22 protein-coding genes are annotated in these 19,325 nt (G+C 60.8%); 16 read left to right on the top strand and 6 right to left on the bottom strand.

Annotation, left to right across the window (positions count from 1 at the left end; genetic code table 11):
- Positions 1 to 8: 8 nt before the first annotated feature.
- The 3 genes from V3W27_RS25300 to V3W27_RS25290 all read right to left on the bottom strand — a co-directional run bounded on the left by V3W27_RS25300 (position 9) and on the right by V3W27_RS25290 (position 1,682).
- The gene (locus tag V3W27_RS25300) at positions 9 to 566 is read right to left on the bottom strand and encodes a Smr/MutS family protein (protein WP_330207809.1); all 558 of its coding nucleotides are present in this window, start codon (positions 564 to 566) and stop codon (positions 9 to 11) included.
- Between the two features lie 74 nt (positions 567 to 640).
- The gene (locus tag V3W27_RS25295; protein WP_003223191.1) at positions 641 to 961 is read right to left on the bottom strand and encodes a hypothetical protein; all 321 of its coding nucleotides are present in this window, start codon (positions 959 to 961) and stop codon (positions 641 to 643) included.
- A 130-nt stretch (positions 962 to 1,091) separates the two neighbouring features.
- Positions 1,092 to 1,682 (bottom strand): cysteine hydrolase family protein, encoded by a 591-nt coding sequence (locus tag V3W27_RS25290; protein ID WP_003223193.1) that lies wholly within the window; start codon positions 1,680 to 1,682, stop codon positions 1,092 to 1,094.
- 238 nt (positions 1,683 to 1,920) lie between these two features.
- On the opposite strand from V3W27_RS25290, the gene prmB reads away from it, so the two are divergent.
- Positions 1,921 to 2,829, top strand: a complete 909-nt coding sequence (gene prmB, locus V3W27_RS25285; protein WP_027613335.1) for a 50S ribosomal protein L3 N(5)-glutamine methyltransferase — start codon at positions 1,921 to 1,923, stop codon at positions 2,827 to 2,829.
- A 106-nt stretch (positions 2,830 to 2,935) separates the two neighbouring features.
- Here the strand turns inward: prmB and V3W27_RS25280 are convergent, their stop codons facing one another.
- On the bottom strand, positions 2,936 to 3,727 hold the full coding sequence (locus V3W27_RS25280; protein ID WP_150369873.1) for a hypothetical protein: 792 nt from the start codon (positions 3,725 to 3,727) through the stop codon (positions 2,936 to 2,938).
- Positions 3,728 to 3,826: 99 nt separating this feature from the next.
- A complete protein-coding gene (locus tag V3W27_RS25275) occupies positions 3,827 to 4,780 on the bottom strand; it encodes an alpha/beta hydrolase (RefSeq protein ID WP_330207808.1) in 954 nt (317 codons plus the stop codon).
- A 130-nt stretch (positions 4,781 to 4,910) separates the two neighbouring features.
- On the opposite strand from V3W27_RS25275, the gene aroC reads away from it, so the two are divergent.
- The 5 genes from aroC to mtnC all read left to right on the top strand — a co-directional run bounded on the left by aroC (position 4,911) and on the right by mtnC (position 9,128).
- Positions 4,911 to 6,002 carry a chorismate synthase gene (gene aroC / locus V3W27_RS25270; RefSeq protein ID WP_166495550.1) on the top strand — a complete coding sequence of 364 codons (1,092 nt, stop codon included), beginning with the start codon at positions 4,911 to 4,913 and terminating at the stop codon, positions 6,000 to 6,002.
- Between the two features lie 31 nt (positions 6,003 to 6,033).
- Positions 6,034 to 7,179 (top strand): MFS transporter, encoded by a 1,146-nt coding sequence (locus tag V3W27_RS25265; protein WP_086794744.1) that lies wholly within the window; start codon positions 6,034 to 6,036, stop codon positions 7,177 to 7,179.
- A complete protein-coding gene (locus tag V3W27_RS25260) occupies positions 7,176 to 7,802 on the top strand; it encodes a methylthioribulose 1-phosphate dehydratase (RefSeq protein WP_041068872.1) in 627 nt (208 codons plus the stop codon). The genes V3W27_RS25265 and V3W27_RS25260 overlap by 4 nt, the downstream gene beginning before the upstream one ends.
- A gap of 92 nt (positions 7,803 to 7,894) precedes the next feature.
- Positions 7,895 to 8,440, top strand: coding sequence for a 1,2-dihydroxy-3-keto-5-methylthiopentene dioxygenase (locus V3W27_RS25255; RefSeq protein WP_027613329.1), 546 nt, complete (start codon positions 7,895 to 7,897; stop codon positions 8,438 to 8,440).
- 4 nt (positions 8,441 to 8,444) lie between these two features.
- Positions 8,445 to 9,128, top strand: a complete 684-nt coding sequence (gene mtnC / locus V3W27_RS25250; protein WP_027613328.1) for an acireductone synthase — start codon at positions 8,445 to 8,447, stop codon at positions 9,126 to 9,128.
- A 192-nt stretch (positions 9,129 to 9,320) separates the two neighbouring features.
- On the opposite strand, the gene V3W27_RS25245 is transcribed toward mtnC, so the two are convergent.
- Entirely contained in the window at positions 9,321 to 9,599 is a 279-nt protein-coding gene (locus tag V3W27_RS25245) for a DUF3509 domain-containing protein (RefSeq protein WP_027613327.1), read from the bottom strand.
- A 377-nt stretch (positions 9,600 to 9,976) separates the two neighbouring features.
- Between V3W27_RS25245 and V3W27_RS25240 the strand changes: the two genes are divergently transcribed.
- The 10 genes from V3W27_RS25240 (at position 9,977) to V3W27_RS25195 (ending at position 19,249) form a co-directional block, all read left to right on the top strand.
- Positions 9,977 to 11,815, top strand: a complete 1,839-nt coding sequence (locus V3W27_RS25240) for a long-chain-acyl-CoA synthetase (RefSeq protein WP_330207807.1) — start codon at positions 9,977 to 9,979, stop codon at positions 11,813 to 11,815.
- Between the two features lie 97 nt (positions 11,816 to 11,912).
- Positions 11,913 to 12,431 carry an ankyrin repeat domain-containing protein gene (locus tag V3W27_RS25235; RefSeq protein WP_027613325.1) on the top strand — a complete coding sequence of 173 codons (519 nt, stop codon included), beginning with the start codon at positions 11,913 to 11,915 and terminating at the stop codon, positions 12,429 to 12,431.
- 196 nt (positions 12,432 to 12,627) lie between these two features.
- Positions 12,628 to 13,158, top strand: coding sequence for a hypothetical protein (locus V3W27_RS25230; protein WP_330207806.1), 531 nt, complete (start codon positions 12,628 to 12,630; stop codon positions 13,156 to 13,158).
- 71 nt (positions 13,159 to 13,229) lie between these two features.
- Positions 13,230 to 13,421, top strand: coding sequence for a PLDc N-terminal domain-containing protein (locus V3W27_RS25225; protein WP_007960694.1), 192 nt, complete (start codon positions 13,230 to 13,232; stop codon positions 13,419 to 13,421).
- Positions 13,422 to 13,676: 255 nt separating this feature from the next.
- Positions 13,677 to 14,552: a polyamine aminopropyltransferase gene (gene speE, locus V3W27_RS25220; RefSeq protein WP_041068886.1), complete on the top strand. Its 876-nt coding sequence runs from the start codon at positions 13,677 to 13,679 to the stop codon at positions 14,550 to 14,552.
- A gap of 256 nt (positions 14,553 to 14,808) precedes the next feature.
- Entirely contained in the window at positions 14,809 to 15,042 is a 234-nt protein-coding gene (locus V3W27_RS25215) for a hypothetical protein (protein ID WP_330207805.1), read from the top strand.
- A 212-nt stretch (positions 15,043 to 15,254) separates the two neighbouring features.
- The gene (locus V3W27_RS25210) at positions 15,255 to 15,602 is read left to right on the top strand and encodes a ribonuclease E inhibitor RraB (protein WP_007960698.1); all 348 of its coding nucleotides are present in this window, start codon (positions 15,255 to 15,257) and stop codon (positions 15,600 to 15,602) included.
- A 474-nt stretch (positions 15,603 to 16,076) separates the two neighbouring features.
- Positions 16,077 to 17,486 (top strand): circularly permuted type 2 ATP-grasp protein, encoded by a 1,410-nt coding sequence (locus tag V3W27_RS25205; protein ID WP_027613322.1) that lies wholly within the window; start codon positions 16,077 to 16,079, stop codon positions 17,484 to 17,486.
- A gap of 12 nt (positions 17,487 to 17,498) precedes the next feature.
- On the top strand, positions 17,499 to 18,449 hold the full coding sequence (locus V3W27_RS25200; protein ID WP_027613321.1) for an alpha-E domain-containing protein: 951 nt from the start codon (positions 17,499 to 17,501) through the stop codon (positions 18,447 to 18,449).
- Positions 18,446 to 19,249, top strand: a complete 804-nt coding sequence (locus tag V3W27_RS25195; protein WP_330207804.1) for a transglutaminase family protein — start codon at positions 18,446 to 18,448, stop codon at positions 19,247 to 19,249. Before V3W27_RS25200 ends, V3W27_RS25195 begins: the two co-directional genes overlap by 4 nt.
- The last annotated feature ends 76 nt before the right edge of the window (positions 19,250 to 19,325 follow it).

Below are 19,325 nucleotides of genomic sequence, written 5' to 3'. Positions count from 1 at the left end.
TAACGCGATTATTCGTCGCGGCCTTCCATCATGGTGCGTTTGAGCATCACGTACACCGCGCCGGCACCGCCGTGTTTCGCCTGGCACGAGGTGAAACCGAGCACTTGCGGATGCTGGCGCAGCCAGGTGTTGACGTGGCTTTTGATCATCGGCCGCTTGCCGTCCAGGCGCACGGCCTTGCCGTGGGTGACGCGCACGCAGCGGATTTCGAATTTGGTCGCTTCAGCAAGAAAGGCCCAGAGGGTTTCGCGGGCCTTTTCCACGCTCATGCCGTGCAGGTCGAGGCTGCCTTCGAACGGGATCTGGCCGATCTTGAGCTTGCGCATCTGGCTTTCCTGCACCCCGTCGCGGGCCCACATCAACTCGTCTTCGGGGCCGACGTCGATCACGAACTGATCGGACAGGCCATCCACGGTGGTGGTGTCGGTGCGCACGGTGGCGGACTGGCGCAGCTTGGCGATCTGCGCGCGGTCAGCCTTGGGTTTGCCGGTGTCGGCGCGGTCGTGCTTGATCGGCTTGACGCCTTGGATCGCACTTTTGAACAGGGAAAAATCGTCGTCTTGCATGTCAGCCTCCGCGAAGGGCGGCCAGTTTACCCAAGTCGAAACAAAACGGCCCGGCAAAAAGCCAGGCCGTAGAGTCAGTCGTGTTTTTTCATCAGGTGCGGGGACATGTTCAGCTCCCGCGATTGCCGGGCGCGCCGCCGGCATCGACGCCACAGGGCCACGCCGAAATACAGGAACAACAAGCCGACTGCGAGAATGATCGCCGAACCCGTCGGCGTGGCATTCAAGTCGCCGAGCGCCGGCGGGCGCCCCAGCAGGCTGGCGGCACCGGCCATCGCCAGCAGCACACCGAACGTCGCCAGAATGGCGGCGATCGCTGCGCCGAATCGAAAACGCCAGTTGCTTTGGCCTTTGGGCCGCAAGCGGCGTGCGTCAAATCCATCGGATAACTTCATTCCGACCTTCCTCAATGGGTATCGGCCCTTCGACCGGGAGTTGACCGGGTTGTTCCTGAGGCTAAGGCAATTGAAGCAAATGCGAGGCTTTTGCGGATGAGCGGCGCGGTGAGCCGCTCATCAGATCAGGTCAGATCAGATCTTGAGTCAGGGCGAGGGTGGCGAAGTTGTCGGCCATGATCGCCATTTCCGCTTCCTGCACCACGGCGGCGCTGAGCACGCGGCCCTTGAACGGCAGGTCACGGGTGGCGCAGGCGTCTTCGACCAGGGTGCAACGGAAGCCCAGGTTCTTCGCCGCGCGCACGGTGGTGCTGACGCTGGAGTGGCTCATGAAGCCGCAGACGATCAGGTCCAGCGAGCCAAGATTCTGCAAACGGTCCAGCAGTTCGGTGCCGTGGAACGCGCTCGGCAGCAGTTTGCCGATGATGGTTTCGTCACCTTGTGGTTCAAGGCCGGGGATGAATTCGCCGCGTTCGCCCTGCGGGTCGAACAGGCCACCGACGGTGCCGAGATGACGCACGTGCACGATCGGCCGACCGGCTGCACGGGCCGCGGCGACCAGTTGTTTGATGTTCGCGACGGCCGCGTCCATGCCGCTCAGGGCCAGCGGGCCACTGAGGTACTCTTTCTGGGCATCGATGATGACCACGGTGGCATGGCTCAGTGTGGCCGCTGCGTAACCGCGGCCGCTGAGTTGAAACATCGTTTTTGGAACGGACATTCGGGGCTCCTTGGGGTGGGGCTTTTGCGGCATTGTCCTCTGGCTGAGCGGTTCTGTGAACCGCTACCATCGTAGGCAGCGTCGTTATTGGCCTGCAGCCTTGTCAAGTTACACGTTCTGTTCAATAGCTGATGCAAAAAACAGAAAGGTCCTACTGTCGGCCGCGAATGTTTCCCGCGTCGTCGTGACGCGTTTTGGCTGGTAGAATCGCCAGTCGTTTTTTCTGGAGTTCTGCCCCGTGATCACTTCCCGACTTCGTACCCTGCGCGACCACATCCGTTGGGCCGTCAGCCGCTTCCATGGGGAGGATCTGTTTTTCGGCCATGGCACCGACAACGCCTGGGATGAAGCCCGGCAGTTGGTGCTCGGTGCCTTGCACTTACCGTGGGAGATCGCCGACAGCTACCTCGACTGTGCGTTGGAAGACGACGAACTGGTCAACCTGCAACGCCTGCTCAAGCGCCGCATCGAAGAGCGCATTCCGACCGCGTACCTGCTGGGCGAGGCGTGGTTCTGCGGCATGTCGTTCATCGTCGATGAGCGCGTGCTGATCCCGCGTTCGCCGATTGGCGAGCTGATCGAAAACCGCTTCGCACCGTGGATCGGCGACGAGCCGGCACGCATCCTCGACCTGTGCACCGGCTCGGGCTGCATCGGTATCGCCTGTGCCTACGAGTTCCAGAACGCCGAAGTGGTGCTGGCGGACCTGTCGTTCGAAGCGCTGGAAGTGGCCAACCAGAACATCGAGCGCCATGGCGTCGATGAGCGTGTGTACACCGTGCAGGGCGATGGTTTCGATGGCCTGCCGGGGCAGCGTTTCGACCTGATCGTGTCGAACCCGCCGTACGTTGATGCCGAAGATTTCGCCGACATGCCGGACGAATACCAGCACGAACCGGAGCTGGGCCTGGCCTGTGGTGATGACGGTCTGAACCTGGTACGCCGGATGCTCGCCGAAGCGGCGGATCACCTGACCGAGAAGGGTCTGCTGATCGTCGAAGTGGGCAACAGCCAGGTACACGTCGAAGCGTTGTACCCGGAAGTCGACTTCGCCTGGCTCGATTTCGAGCGCGGCGGGCATGGTGTGTTCATGCTGACCGCAGAGCAGTGCCGCGATCATCAGGCCTTGTTCGTCTCCCGCGTCTGACCCCTAAAAGCTTCGCGAGCAAGCCCGCTCCCACAGGTCCGGTGCACGACACAAATCCTGTGGGAGCGTGGCTTGCCCGCGATGGGTACGCCTCGGTTTCAAGGCTCTACCGGTGTGTGGCAATCCAGATCAATAACCCCGCCTGAAACACCGCAAACGCCACCAGACAGGTAATGGTGAAGCGCAACCCAGCGTCTTCACGCTTGAACTTGCTGACTTTGTCTTCCTGCTTCTTCAGCTTCACTTCCTGCTCGGCGAGGTTCTGCTCGGCCTGTTGCAGCATCTGCGCCGCTTCGAGAATCTCGACGATCTGCAGCTTCTCGCTGTTCCAGTCGCCCAGCAGGTCACCGACCTGCACCTCTTTGACGCTGCCCTTCAAATGCTGGGCGTCGGCGTAAACCACGTCAAAACCATGCACGCGCAAGAAGTGATCGCGACGCAGGCGGGTGTCTTCGTTCAGCGCGTCCTTGTTGTTCAAGTCCATGCCGTCGACGGTGTAGGCGGGCCAGCGTTTTTTCGCCCAGTTGATGCCTTGCGCGGCCATGAAACGGCCGATGCCACGGTTCAACGGTTCGATCTGCAAACCGCTGTCGGGGCCGAAGTGCACACGTTTGCTGGTGTGATCGACCCACACGTCGAGGTGGTTCTGCTCTTTGCGCACGCGCTGACCGGGCAGTTTGATCGCCATGCGCATCAGGCTGTGTTCTTTGCTGTTGCGCTCGGCATAGCCGAATTCGACAAAGCGCAACGGCCGGCCACCGGTGTGACGGTCAGTCTGCAGCGGGGCCAGGCGGAGCATCTTGTGGTGCTCGACGCTGACGTCCGCCCATGGCAGCTCGACCGCTGGCGGTGCGTCTTTTTCAGCGGTGGTGTCGGGTGAAGTCGGGGTATCAGTCATAACGGCGAGATCCTGTCCAAGCCCTGCTTGTCGCCAGCCGATACGCTGGCGACAAAGGCTTATCGGCCGTTTTTTGCAGGACTGGAGGGCAAACTACGGTTAACGGTTGCGAATGCCGTCAATAAATTCGATGAGTTTGCCGCCCAGTTCCGCCGCCAGTGGCAAATTGGGGTCCTTGTACGAGGCCAATTGCCGCTTCACATCGGCGGGGACGATGCGCATGACGTGGTTCATACCTTCGATCACCACCAGTTCGGCGTCGGGTTTGGCGGCTTTCAGCGCCTGCGCATCGCCCACGCCGACCTGCATGTCGTTGCTGCCCTGGACGATCAGCGTAGGCATCTTCAGTTGTGCAAAGGCCTTGGCCGGGTCCTGGCGGAACAGCGAAATCAGATACGGCTGCACGCTCGGGCGGAAGATCGGTTGCAACGGCGCCGGCACGTCGGCATCGGTGTGACCGGCCTTGAGGCTGTCGAGAATCTGGTTGCTGCGCAGCATCAACGGTGGCGGCAGGCTGCGTGCCAGTTGTTCGCGGATTACCTGATCCACCGGGCGGGCGCTGCCGGACAGCGAAATCAGCGCAGCGGCGTCGGCACGCGGGGCGGCGAGGGTGGCAATCAGTGCACCTTCGCTGTGACCGAGCAGAATCAACGGGCCGAAGCGCGGGTCGTTTTTCAGCTTCTGGCTCCAGGCCACGGCGTCGTCGACGTAGCCTTCCACCGACAGATTGCGCTCGTCAGGTGTGGCCGGCCGGCTCGCAGCCACCCCGCGCTTGTCGTAGCGCACGCTGGCGATGTTGTGTTTGGCCAGCACCCAGGCCAGCCGCTTGAGGCTGTCATTGCGCCCGCCATCGGGGTTATTGCCGTCACGATCTGTAGGACCGGAGCCGGCGAGGATCAGGACAACCGGCACTGGGTTGTCGGATTTTGGCAGCAACAGCGAGCCGAAAAGTTCACCGCTCCCGGTATCCAGAGAGATCGGGCGCTGCAGGACAGTCGCGTGGGCAAAACCGGTCAACAGGGTAAGACTCAAGATCAGAACTCGCAGCATCATCACGCCATCATTCGCCAAGGTGCCGGTTGGACTCACCAACACCACTAAGGTTCGAGGATGAACTACTCGGTTAGCCTGCGTATACTGGCGCGCATCACGAATTCGGGTTTGATTTCACGGAGCGTCCTGCATGTCCGGCAATACCTACGGCAAGTTGTTCACTGTCACCACCGCTGGCGAGAGCCATGGTCCGGCGTTGGTCGCCATTGTCGACGGCTGCCCGCCGGGCCTGGAGATCTCCCTTGAAGACCTGCAGCGCGACCTCGATCGGCGCAAGCCAGGCACCAGCCGCCACACCACCCAGCGTCAGGAAGCCGATGAAGTCGAAATCCTTTCCGGCGTGTTCGAAGGGCGCACCACCGGTTGCTCGATCGGCCTGCTGATCCGCAACACCGACCAGAAGTCCAAAGACTACTCGGCGATCAAGGATCTGTTCCGCCCGGCGCACGCCGACTACACCTACCACCACAAATACGGCGAGCGCGACTACCGTGGTGGCGGTCGCAGCTCGGCGCGGGAAACCGCGATGCGTGTGGCGGCAGGTGCGATTGCCAAAAAGTATCTGGCCAGCCAAGGCATCGTCATCCGTGGCTACATGAGCCAGCTCGGCCCGATCGAAATCCCGTTCAAGACCTGGGATTCAGTGGAAGAGAACGCGTTCTTCAGCCCGGATCCGGACAAGGTCCCGGAACTGGAAGCTTACATGGACCAGTTGCGCCGCGATCAGGACTCGGTCGGGGCGAAGATCACCGTAGTCGCCGAAGGCGTGATGCCGGGCCTCGGCGAGCCGATCTTCGACCGCCTCGACGCTGAACTGGCGCATGCGCTGATGAGCATCAACGCAGTGAAAGGCGTGGAAATCGGTGCCGGTTTCGCCTGCGTCGCCCAGCGCGGCACCGAGCATCGCGATGAACTGACCCCGGAAGGTTTCCTCAGCAACAATGCTGGCGGCATTCTCGGTGGCATCTCGTCGGGTCAGCCGATCGTCGCGCATCTGGCACTGAAGCCGACGTCGAGCATCACCACCCCGGGCCGTTCGATCGACATCCACGGCAACCCGGTGGACGTGATCACCAAGGGCCGTCACGACCCGTGCGTCGGCATCCGCGCCACGCCGATTGCCGAAGCGATGATGGCCATCGTGCTGATGGATCACCTGCTGCGTCATCGTGGGCAGAACGCCGACGTGCGCGTCAGCACCCCGGTGCTGGGTCAGCTTTGATGGTTGATCGCCAAGCCGTCGCGGTCTGACCGTGGCGGCGCTCCCGTACTGGCGGCTGTCCAGTTTCTATCTGTTCTATTTCGCCTTGCTCGGCTCGACAGCGCCGTTTCTGGCGCTGTACTTCGATCATCTCGGCTTCAGCCCTGCGCGCATCGGCGAGCTGGTGGCGATCCCGATGCTGATGCGCTGTGTGGCGCCGAACATCTGGGGCTGGCTCGGCGACTACACCGGCAAACGCCTGGCCATCGTGCGCTTTGGCGCGGTGTGCACGCTGCTGACGTTCTCGCTGATTTTCGTCAGCAAGACCTACGCCTGGCTGGCGATGGTCATGGCGCTGCACGCATTCTTCTGGCACGCGGTGTTGCCGCAATTCGAAGTCATCACCCTCGCGCACTTGCAGGGGCAAACCGCGCGCTACAGCCAGATTCGCCTGTGGGGCTCGATCGGTTTCATCATCACCGTGGTCGCGCTGGGCCGTTTGTTCGAATGGCTGAGCCTCGACATCTACCCGGCGGCGCTGGTGCTGATCATGGCCGGCATTGTCCTCAGCAGCCTGTGGGTGCCGAACGCGCAGCCACCGCAAGGTAATCGGCCGAGCGGGGAGGGCTTTCTCAAGCAGCTGCGCAGCCCCGGTGTGCTGGCGTTTTACGCCTGCGTCGCGCTGATGCAGATGAGCCACGGCCCGTATTACACGTTTCTGACCTTGCACCTTGAACGCCTCGGTTACACACGCGGCACAATCGGCATGCTCTGGGCCGTGGGCGTGGTCGCCGAGGTGCTGATGTTCATGGCGATGAGCCGGATTCTCGTGCGCTTTTCATTGCGTCGGGTGCTGATGGCGAGTTTTCTGCTGGCGGCGCTGCGCTGGTTGCTGCTAGGTTCGTTCGCCGAATTCCTCTGGGTACTGTTGTTGGCCCAGGTGCTGCACGCGGCGACCTTCGGCAGCTTTCATGCGGCTGCCATCGCGTTCGTGCAACGTAGCTTCGGTGCGCGTCAGCAAGGTCAGGGTCAGGCGCTGTACGCGGCGCTGGCCGGCACCGGTGGCGCGCTGGGCGCGTTGTATTCCGGTTACAGCTGGAATGCCCTCGGTGCGACATTGACCTTTAGTATTGCCAGTCTCGCGGCGCTCGCTGCTGCCGTTATCATTGCCACACGTATGCAAGAGGACAGGCCATGAGCCTTACGCGTGAACAGCTCGCCCAGCAGATCGTCGACGCCGGGCGTTTTCTTTATGGTCGCGGCTGGTCGCCGGCCACCAGCAGCAATTACTCGACGCGTCTGTCGCCGAGCGAAGCGCTGCTGACCGTGTCCGGCAAGCACAAGGGCCAGTTGGGCCTGGACGACGTGCTCGCCACGGATTTGTCCGGCAACAGCCTGGAACCGGGCAAAAAGCCCTCGGCCGAAACTCTGCTCCACACTCAGCTCTATAGCTGGCGCGCGGAAATCGGTGCGGTGCTGCACACCCACTCGGTGAACGCCACGGTGCTGTCGCGCCTGACGCCGCAAGACTTTATCGAGTTCGAAGACTACGAACTGCAAAAAGCCTTCAGCGGCATCTCGACCCACGAGTCGCGGGTGCGTGTGCCGATTTTCGACAACGATCAGGACATTGCGCGCCTCGCCGCCAAGGTGCAGCCTTGGCTCGACGCCCATCCCGATTGCGTCGGTTACCTGATTCGCGGCCACGGCCTCTACACCTGGGGCGCGCAGATGAGCGATGCCCTGCGGCAGATCGAGGCCTTCGAATTTCTGTTTGAATGCGAGTTGAAAACCCGCAGCGTCATGAACCGCCAAGGCTGACTTCACCAGAAGCCGCCCATTTGCCTGATCAAATGCACTGCCCGACCGGTCTGCAAGAGCCGGACGGCAAGGCCGATACCGAGGAATTGCCCATGAGCAGCCTGTCCGTCTATCACGTATCCAGCCCCGAGATTCCGAACAAGGTGCTGACCCATTTCGAAGACATCGCCTCGACGCTCGCCGAGCAGGGCGTGCGCTTCGACCGCTGGCAAGCCGCCGCGAAGATCCAGCCCGGCGCCAGCCAGGAGGAGGTGATCAGCGCCTATCAGGAGCAGATCGACAAACTGATGACCGAGCGCGGTTACATCACCGTCGATGTGATCAGCCTCAACAGCGACCACCCGCAAAAAGCCGAACTGCGCGCCAAGTTCCTTGAAGAACACCGCCATGGCGAAGACGAAGTGCGCTTTTTCGTTGCCGGTCGTGGCCTGTTTACCCTGCACATCGACGATTATGTCTACGCGGTGTTGTGCGAGAAGAACGACCTGATCTCGGTGCCGGCCGGTACCAAGCACTGGTTCGACATGGGCGAGCACCCGCACTTCGTGGCGATTCGCCTGTTCAACAACCCGGAAGGCTGGGTCGCGAATTTCACCGGCGAAGACATCGCCGGGCGCTTCCCACGTCTGGAGGACTGAGCCGATGCCGATCAAAGCCATTGTCACTGACATTGAAGGCACCACCAGCGCGGTGAGTTTCGTTTTTGATGTGCTGTTCCCGTATGCGGCCAAACACCTGCCGGACTTCGTGCGACAGAACGCCGAACGTGCCGATGTGGCTGAGCAACTCGACGCCGTGCGCCGCGACAGCAATGCACCGCAGGCCGATGTTGAACGGGTTGTTGAAATTCTCTTGAGCTGGATCGAGGAAGATCGCAAAGCCACGCCGCTCAAAGCCTTGCAAGGCATGGTCTGGGCGCAGGGTTATCACGCCGGGCAGTTGAAGGGCCACGTGTACCCGGATGCCGTTGAAGCGCTCAAGCGCTGGCATCAGGCCGGTTATCAACTGTTTGTGTATTCGTCGGGTTCGATCCAGGCGCAGAAGCTGATCTTTGGCTGCTCCGAGGCGGGAGATCTGACACCGCTGTTCAGCGGGTATTTCGATACCACGTCGGGGCCCAAGCGTGAGGCGCAGTCTTACACCAACATTCAACAGGCGATTGGTGTCGAGCCGCAGGACATTCTGTTTCTGTCCGACATTGTTGAGGAGCTGGATGCCGCTCAATCGGCAGGCCTGCAGACCTGCGGCCTGGCGCGCGAGGGTGGGGAGCTGGGAAGCCATATCACCGTCGACAGCTTCACCGGCATCGAACCCGAAGCCTTCTAACCACCCTCAATCCAATGTGGGAGCGGGCTTGCTCGCGAAAGCGGTGTGTCAGCCAAATATTTTTGACTGACACGCCGCTTTCGCGAGCAAGCCCGCTCCCACACGGAGTTTTGCATCAGCCAAAAAAACAGGCCGGACAGTGAAAACTGCCCGGCCTGTTTTTGTTTAAAGCTGTTTAAAGCTTCGAATCAATTACAGCGAGTGATACGTCGGCAGGGCAAAGCGCTGCTGGCTTTGCAGCATCGCAATCTGCGGCAGCTCACTGGCTTCTTCCGCCAGGTCACGACGGATCGCGCTGATCGCCCACGACAGTTGGTCGGCGTTGTGCATTTGCTGATACGTCAGGGCGCGCTTGAATACTTTGCCTTCACTGCTGCGCAGCGTCAGCAAGATCCCGCCATCGGGACGTGGCGCAGTGGTGACGTTGAAGTTGGAGAACAGCGAGGTAAATTTTTCTTGGATCAGGCTCATGTCTTTCAGCTCCGTATGCACTTGAATGGCAAGCATGCAGAGGAGGTTGCAGCGATTGTGCCAGCACACGAAAAAATAAAAATGTATATAAATCAATAACTTAAAAATCGTGAAATTTGCATGGCTCGTGCAATCTGCATGAATGGCCATCGTGCATCCTGCATTTTGCGGGATTCTCATGAGTTGAACGGAACCAAACAGCAAAGTCGCAATCACCGCCGCCAGGCGTGACAGGGCGGATACAAAACATTGCAAAAACCGCGTGTACAGCCCGAGAAGCGCTGACGTATTTTCGATCTCGACCTTGCCCACAACGCAGGTCATGCCACAGCCCGAACAATAAAAAACCGGCCGACCAGGCCGACCGGGGAGCTGCCATGCGTCACGCGTCGAGCGACACGATTACTTGGAGCATGATGCTCCGCAAACTGCCGACGATCGCCAAAGCCATCCCGCGGGTGGTCAAGGGCATGAAAGTCGCCAACGTCACGGATCCGACCCAAACGTGTGGCCTCGGCTGGACCTTCGAGCAAGCAACGCTGCGCAATCCAGAGGGGCAGGCGATCTTGCAGGACGACGTCTTGCTGACCTATGCGCAGGTCAACCAGTGGGCCAACCGCATCGCCCACTATCTGAGCGCGCAGGGCATCGGCAAGGGCGACGTGGTCGCGGTGTTCATCGAAAATCGTCCCGAGCTGCTGGTGACCATTCTGGCGCTGGCCAAACTCGGCGCGGTCAGTGCGCTGCTCAATACTTCGCAAACCCGCGACACACTGATTCACAGCGTAAATCTGGTGGCGCCGGTGGCGATTGTCCTCGGTGAGGAATTGCAGCCGGCGTTTGCCGCGATCCGCGAGCAGGTGTCGATCCCGGCGCAGCGCACCTGGTTTATCGCCGACCGTGGCACCTATAGCCACCCAGGTATTGCGCCCGAGGGCTACGTCAATCTGATCAGTGCCAGTGCTGACGCCTGCACTGAAAACCCGCCCAGCAGCGGCGAAGTGTTCTTCGACGATCCGTGCTTCTACATCTACACCTCCGGCACCACCGGCCTGCCCAAGGCCGGGGTGTTCAAGCACGGCCGCTGGATGCGCAGCTCGGCCAGCTTCGGCATGATCGCCCTGAACATGACGCCCGACGATGTCGTCTATTGCACCTTGCCGCTGTACCACGCCACCGGCCTTTGTGTGTGCTGGGGCTCGGCGATCAACGGCGCTTCCGGGTTCGCGATCCGTCGCAAGTTCAGCGCCAGTCAGTTCTGGCCGGACGTGCGTCGCTACAACGCGACCACCCTCGGCTATGTCGGCGAATTGTGCCGTTATCTGGTCGATCAACCGCCCAGCGCCGATGACAGCCGTCACGCGGTGCGCAAGATGATCGGCAACGGCTTGCGTCCCGGCGCCTGGGCCGAGTTCAAGACCCGGTTTGCCGTCGAGCACATCTGCGAGCTGTACGCGGCGAGCGACGGCAATATCGGCTTCAGCAATATCCTCAACTTCGACAACACCATCGGTTTCTCGCTGATGGCCTGGGAGCTGGTGGCGTACGACCACGACAGCGGTCAGCCGTTGCGCAGCGCCGACGGCTTCATGCGCAAGGTCGGTAAAGGCGAGCAGGGCTTGCTGCTGGCGCGGATCGACGAAAAAGCCCCGCTGGACGGTTACACCGACCCACAGAAAACCGCCAAGGTGGTGTTGCACGATGTGTTCAGCAAGGGCGACCGCTTCTTCAACACCGGCGACCTGCTGCGCAATATTGGCTTCGGCCACGCGCAGTTCGTCGATCGACTCGGCGACACCTATCGCTGGAAGGGCGAAAACGTCTCGACCACTGAAGTGGAAAACCTGCTGCTGCAGCATCCGCATATCTCTGAGGCCGTCGCCTACGGCGTCGAAGTGCGCAACACCAACGGTCGCGCCGGCATGGCGGCAATCACGCCCGCCGAGTCACTGGCGACCCTGGATTTCGCCGAATTGCTCGCATTCGCCCGCCAGCGTATGCCGGCCTATGCGGTGCCGCTGTTTCTGCGGGTGAAGGTGAAAATGGAAACCACCGGGACTTTCAAATACCAAAAGACCCGACTGAAAAACGAGGGCTTCGACCCCGGCCAGACGGGCGAGGACCCGATCTACGCGTGGCTGCCCGGCACCCAGACTTACGTGCAGGTGACGGACGAAATTCTGGCCGATATTCATCAGGGCAAATACCGCTATTGAGATTGGCTATGGCCTGACTTGAGAAAAAGGGGGTGACAGCCATCGTCGCGCTCGGGAAACTGTCGGCTTTGCGAATAACCGAAAGTGGAGTTGCCCTATGTCTGACCAGAGCCGCCAGATGACCCCTGAAGAAGCTGCCGAATTCACCGAGCAGGTGTTCAACAAGGCGCGCGAGGGAGATGCGCTGATGCTTGATCGGCTGATCAGCGCCGGTTTGCCGGTGAACCTGAAAAACAGCAAGGGCGACACGCTGCTGATGCTCGCCAGTTACTATGGCCACGTCGACGCTGTGCAGGTGCTGCTCAAGCACAAGGCCGACCCGGAAATGCGTAACGGCAACGGTCAGAGCCCGATTGCCGGCGCCGCGTTCAAGGGCGATCTGGCGGTGGTCAAGGCGCTGGTGGAAGCGGGCGCCGAGATCGAAGGTTCGTCCTTCGACGGCCGTACCGCGCTGATGATGGCGGCGATGTTCAACCGTGTTGAAATCGTTGATTACCTGATCAGCAAGGGCGCCGACCCGCAAGCCAAGGATGCCAATGGCGTCACCGCGCTGGACGCGGCCCGCACCATGGGCGCGGTCGATACCACGGCGCAGCTGGAAAAACTGCTGGCCTGAGGACTGTCGAGATTCTGTGGCGAGGGAGCTTGCTCCCGCTCCAGTGCGCAGCGCTGGCAAAAATGTTGAGCCCACTGTTTTTCGGGCTGCTTCGCACCCCAGCGGGAGCAAGCTCCCTCGCCACAGGTGTCGGATGCGCCACGGAATGCGCTATCCTCCGCGCCCTCAAATTCAACCTTCCACAGGATCCGCCCTCATGAAAGCCGCACTCGTCGAACTCATCAGCAAAATCAGCTCCGGCTGCATGGGCGAGGACGAGATCCTGAATGTGGCCGACGAAGCCGCGCAGGCCTACGCTGATGCCGAAGCCTTTCTGGCGGCCAACCCGGACATCAACTACGACGACACCTTCCCGATTCCGCTGGGCGAGTGGGTGGTGGTCGGCAGCCTGCCGGAAACCGTGCTGTTCCAGGCTGATACCTACGCTGACCTGTTCGCGCAGATCGTCGCCTCGTTCGGCCCGGGCGTCGATTTCAACCTCAAGCCCAAACAACTGGCCAAGACCGAAGCGCTGACTGCGCTCAACCGCATCCAGGTGCAGATGAGCAGCCTGAACAAGGAAAACGGCGGTTACACGCTGATGAACTTCAGCCAGTTGCTCGACGACGAGCTGCAAGTGGTGCTGGTCTACGGCAACGACGTGCCACGGGTGCTGGAGCTGTGCGCCGAAGTCGGCATCGCTGCCGCGCCTTCGCTGGAAGCGTTGAAAGTCGCCGTTCACGTCTGAACGCAATAAAAGGGAACCCTGCGCGCGACCGTCTATCCTAAAAGTGCATGCCACTATTCTGGAGCGACACCATGGGTTCCACGTTCAACGGTCTGATTGGTCTGATCATTCTTGCCCTCGATATCTGGGCGATCATCAACGTACTGAAAAGCGGCGCCGAGACCGGGATGAAAATCCTCTGGGTTCTGCTGATCATCCTCCTGCCAGTACTGGGCCTGATCATCTGGGCGATCGCCGGGCCACGGGGCAATGTGCGGGTCTGACGCTTTCCCGAAAACACGCTGATCCCCTGTGGGAGCGGGCTTGCTCGCGAAGGCGATTGTTCAGTCGAAACACAGGTTGAATGACACTCCGCTTTCGCGAGCAAGCCCGCTCCCACATTGGTCTTGTGGTAGCTCCAGAGTGTGCCCTGTCGGAGGAAGGTTCGACCTGTCATCTTCGGCAACGTAGAATGCGCGCCTTTCCCGGGCAATCGTCCCCCACGATTGGCGCCCGCGCATTCATCGGAGCACTTGACCATGACCGTCACCAAAACCAGCGAATACCTGGAAACCCTCTACGAAGGCTACGGCCAGCGTTTTCGCATGGAAAAACTGCTGCACGAAGTGCGCACCGAACACCAGCACCTGGTGATTTTCCAGAACCCGCGCATGGGCCGGGTGATGGCGCTGGACGGCGTGATCCAGACCACCGAAGCCGATGAATTCATCTACCACGAAATGCTCACCCACGTGCCGATCCTCGCCCACGGCACCGCCAAACGCGTGCTGATCATCGGCGGCGGCGACGGCGGCATGCTGCGCGAAGTGACCAAGCACGCCAGCGTCGAGCACATCACCATGGTCGAGATCGACGGCACCGTGGTCGACATGTGCAAGGAATTCCTGCCGAACCACTCCAAGGGCGCCTACGACGATCCACGGCTGAACCTGGTGATCGACGACGGCATGCGTTTCGTCGCCACCACCACGGAAAAATTCGACGTGATCATCTCTGACTCCACCGACCCGATCGGCCCGGGCGAAGTGCTGTTCTCGGAGAACTTCTATCAGGCCTGCCACCGTTGCCTGAACGAAGGCGGGATCCTCGTGACTCAGAACGGCACGCCGTTCATGCAGATCGACGAAGTCAAAACCACTGCCGGTCGCCTGCGCAGCCTGTTCCCGGACTGGCACTTCTATCAGGCGGCCGTGCCGACCTACATCGGCGGTTCGATGACTTTCGCTTGGGGCTCGACCAACCCTGCCTACCGCAAACTGAGCCGTGAAACCCTGCAACAGCGCTTCATCGGCAGCGGCATCGTCACCCGCTACTACAACCCGGAAATCCACATCGGCGCATTTGCGCTGCCGCAGTACGTGCTGCAGGCGATCAACAAGCCAAGCAACGACTGACCAGGCCGATGGATTCCTTGTGGCGAGGGAGCTTGCTCCCGCTTGAGTGCGCAGCACTCACAAAGTCTGCGATCTCAAAATATTTTGGGGCCGCTTCGCAGCCCAGCGGGAGCAAGCTCCCTCGCCACACAATTTTTCCAGCCATGAAAATGATTTTTTTTTCATGTTCATCTGCTGCAATCCTTTTGAACGATCAATCTCGCCAAAAGTCGAGATAGTAGTAAGCCCATTTGCGGGTTTGATCGAGGAGGCACCGATGCAAAAGTGGAGAGTCACTTTCGTGGACGATCATGGTGAAATTGTCGATGAGGTGTTCGAGCGCGCGGAATGCCCCAGCGACGACGAGGCTGCACGCCTGATCAAGGAACGGCTCCTGCCGGTGGCCGCCGAACTGGATATGAACGATCTTGAAGGGCGCACCACCGATGCTGGCGTGAAAAGCCTGAAAACCCAGAACAGCATCGAAATCCGCAGTATCACGCCAATCTGAAATTCTTCCTGTCACTTGAAGCACCAGGCCTTGGCAGCAGCTCTATCTTGGGGCTACTCTGCAAGCGAGATCAGCGAAACAATCGCTAAGGTCTGGTCTTGTCAGCTACATGCTTGTTTCCCGCGTGCAACCACGTTGCCGAAGTACTTTGGCCTGTAAGGCCCGGGGCGGGAATACGGAAAGTCTATCCATCTATCCGAGGGGGACGATTCATGAGCACAGCCTATCAAGAAGACATCAGCAGCAATGTTCTGCGCCGCATGAAAGAAGGCGGTTTCGACTTTTCCCGGTTCCATCCCATCGAGTTCTACGCCATTTTCCCGGATGAGGAGCGGGCGCGCAGGGCGGCAGGCAAATTTCGTGGTGAATCCATCAATGCCCAGGTCAGTGCGCGCGACGATGGCGCCTGGTCGCTGGAACTGAGCAAAGTGATGTACGCAACCTATGACGATATTGGCGATTTCGAGCAGGGCTTCTCTGCCGTGGTCGAGCCGCTGGGCGGCATCATCGAGGGCTGGGGCGTGAAGCAGGAGGTGCGTAACCGCCATCGTCTGAACTGATCTCTGGTTTCAGGTATTGAGCAACGGCTGACCTTCGGGTTGGCCGTTGTCGTTTCTGGCCGCCGAATAGCCCGTGGCAAAACCCTGAAACAAGAATCCCGGGCAAAAAAAAGCCACCGGAGAGGGTGGCTAAAGGGAAGACCGATAAGGAGAGGAAACCGGTCAGGGTTACGGCCTGCGGGGACTGCGCGGGCAGTCCGGATCAGTGGAGCTGAAGTCTTCACCGGGGAAGTTTTCAGCGGATGCGCCGATTATCCGCAGCTCGGTGCGAGCGGTGAAATCAACTCTGACTATGCTGGTGATAGGCGATGCAATGCGTCGCAATGAAGCGGGGGCAATCCGGTTGGGGCCATTGCCGCACAGGAATGGTGCGGTGCTTGCGGCGTGATTATCCAACCGATTGAAATCAAAGCGTTTATGCCGATGGCACGGGCCTTGCGAAGGCCTGTAGGTCCGGGTGACAAGGAGTACGGCATGATCCGCACCTATTTTGATGAAATGTACGATGCCGGCGGCCAGGTCCGCCCGCATTACCGGGAGTTCGCCCGCTGGCTGGCCGACACGCCTGACGAGTTGCTGGCACAACGGCGACGCGAGGCTGACCTGCTGTTCCACCGGGCCGGGATCACCTTCACGCTCTATGGCGACGAGCAGGGCACCGAGCGCCTGATTCCGTTCGACACCATCCCGCGCAGCATTCCCGCCAGCGAGTGGCGGATCGTCGAGCGTGGCTGCATCCAGCGGGTCAAGGCGTTGAACATGTTCCTCGCCGACCTTTATCACGAACAGCGCATCATCAAGGCCGGGATCATCCCCGCCGAACAGGTGCTGGCCAACGAGCAGTACCAGTTGGCGATGCAGGGCCTGGATCTGCATCGCGACATCTATTCGCACATCTCCGGCGTCGACCTTGTGCGCGACGGCGATGGCACTTACTACGTGCTCGAAGACAACCTGCGTACTCCGAGCGGCGTCAGCTACATGCTCGAAGATCGCAAAATGATGATGCGTCTGTTCCCGGAGCTGTTCGCCGCCCAGCGCATCGCGCCCATCGACCACTACCCGAATCTGTTGCTCGACACCCTGAAGAGCTCCAGCCCGATTGACGACCCGAGCGTGGTGGTGCTGACGCCGGGGCGCTTCAACAGTGCGTTCTTCGAACACGCTTTCCTGGCGCGAGAAATGGGCGTTGAACTGGTGGAGGGCGCCGACCTGTTCGTGCGTGACGACAAGGTGTACATGCGCACCACCGACGGGCCGAAAGCGGTGGACGTGATCTACCGCCGTCTCGACGACGCGTTCCTCGATCCGCTGGCATTCAACCCCGACTCGATGCTCGGTGTGCCGGGGCTGCTCTCGTCCTATCGCTCGGGCAACGTGGTGCTGGCCAATGCCATCGGCACCGGCGTGGCGGATGACAAATCGGTGTACCCGTTTGTCACCGAGATGATCCGTTTCTACCTCGATGAAGAACCGATCCTGAAGAACGTGCCGACCTGGCAGTGCCGCAACCCCTCGGAACTTTCCCACGTACTGGCCAATCTTCCGGATCTGGTGGTCAAGGAGACCCAGGGCTCCGGCGGTTACGGAATGCTGGTGGGGCCGGCGTCAACCACGGCGCAGATCGATGCGTTCCGTGAGCGGATCAAGGCCAAGCCCCACGCGTACATTGCGCAGCCGACGCTGTCGTTGTCGACCTGTCCGACCTTTGTCGAAAACGGCATTGCGCCGCGTCATATCGACTTGCGTCCGTTTGTATTGTCTGGCCGCGAAACCCGGGTCGTGCCCGGCGGTTTGACCCGTGTCGCCCTGCGTGAAGGCTCCCTGGTGGTGAACTCCTCCCAGGGCGGCGGCACCAAGGACACCTGGGTGGTCGAGGATTGAAGGAAGCTTGCCATGTTAAGTAGAACTGCCTCGGATCTGTACTGGATGTCGCGTTACCTGGAGCGGGCGGAAAACCTCGCACGGATGCTCGATATCAGCTATTCGCTGTCGCTGATGCCGCAGGACGGTCGCGGCGACGGTTTGCACGAACTGGCGATGCCGCTGTTGATCACCGGCACCCTCGACGATTACCTGGAGCGTCACGGCGAACTGCATGCCGAACGCCTGTTGCATTTCTTCGCCCTCGATGCGGCCAACCCGGCGAGCATCTACAGTTGCCTCGGCGCGGCGCGGGCCAGTGCGCATGCGGTGCGCGGGCGCATCACCGCGGACATGTGGGAGAACATCAACGCTACCTGGCTGGAGATTCGCGGCATTGCCGAACAGGGCCTCAGCCGTTACGGCATGAGCCGTTTCTGCGAGTGGATCAAGGAGCGCTCGCACCTGTTCCGGGGCGCGTCCTACGGCACGATCATGCGCAACGATGCATTCCGTTTCATTCGTCTGGGGACGTTCATCGAGCGTGCGGATAACACGCTGCGCCTGCTCGATGCGCGCTATGAAATGGCCGGCGATCAGGCCGAGGCCGTCAGTGACGGTACGGCGCACGCCTATTACCAGTGGAGTGCACTGTTGCGAGCGCTGTCATCGTTCGAGGCCTACACCGAGATCTACCGCGACGCCCCCGGCGCCCGGCATGTCGCCGAGCTGCTGCTGTTGCGCGCCGATGTGCCGCGCTCGCTGCGCGCCTGCACCGAGGAAATCGACCAGATCCTCGCCCAGTTACCGGGTGCCAATGGCCGTCCGGCACAACGCCTCGCCGCCGAGATGGACGCGCGTCTGCGTTACACCGGCATCAACGAAATCCTCGCCGAAGGCCTGCACGCCTGGCTCACCGAATTCATCCCGCTGGTGCGCCAGCTGGGCAACGCGATTCACAGTTCATACCTGGAGGCTGCATGAGACTTTCCATTAGCCACGAGACCACCTATCACTATGAAGATCAGGTGCGGGCGAGCATCCAGTATCTGCGCCTGACCCCGCACGACAGCGAGCGTCAGCACGTGTTGAGCTGGCAGCTCGACCTGCCGCGTCCGGTGCGCGCCCAGCTCGATCCGTTCGGCAATATCCTGCATGTGCTGACCATGGATGAGCCTCACGAAGCGATCATCATCGGCGCCCGTGGCCAGGTCGATATCGACGAATTGCGCGAGGCCGAACATGAGAGCCAGTCGGCGCTACCGTTTCTGCGCTTCACCCGGCTGACCGAGGCGGACGAAGCGCTACGGGCGTTTGCCGACAAATCCTGCAAGCTGCGGCGCGATCGCACCGCGCTGATCGACCTGATGCACGGTTTGAACCAGCACATCAGCTATACGCCGGGTTCGACTGAAGTCGACACCAGCGCCGCCGAAGCCTTTGCCGGGCGCGCCGGGGTTTGTCAGGATCACACCCATGCGTTTCTCGCTTGTGCACGCAGCCTGGGGATTCCGTCGCGTTATGTGTCGGGTTATCTGTACAGCGAGGACGCCGAACATCTGGCCAGTCATGCCTGGGCCGAAGCGTGGCTGGATGACGCCTGGTACAGCTTTGATGTGACCAACCAATTGGCCCGCCCGGAGCGCCATCTGAAACTGGCGGTGGGCCTGGATTATCTGGATGCCTGCCCGGTGCGCGGCATGCGCCGGGGCGGTGGTTGTGAGCAGATGCATGCGAAGGTGTTCGTGTCGCCGACGCCGGTTATCTCCGTGCAACAACAGTAATTTGCTTCACACAAAACCCTGTAGGAGCGAGCCTGCTCGCGAAAGCGGTTTATCAGTCAGCAATGTGGTGTCTGAA

Source organism: Pseudomonas sp. AM14(2022), from assembly GCF_036346455.1.
Lineage (GTDB): Bacteria > Pseudomonadota > Gammaproteobacteria > Pseudomonadales > Pseudomonadaceae > Aquipseudomonas > Aquipseudomonas putida_A.
This window is presented reverse-complemented; position numbering and strand designations above follow the sequence as displayed.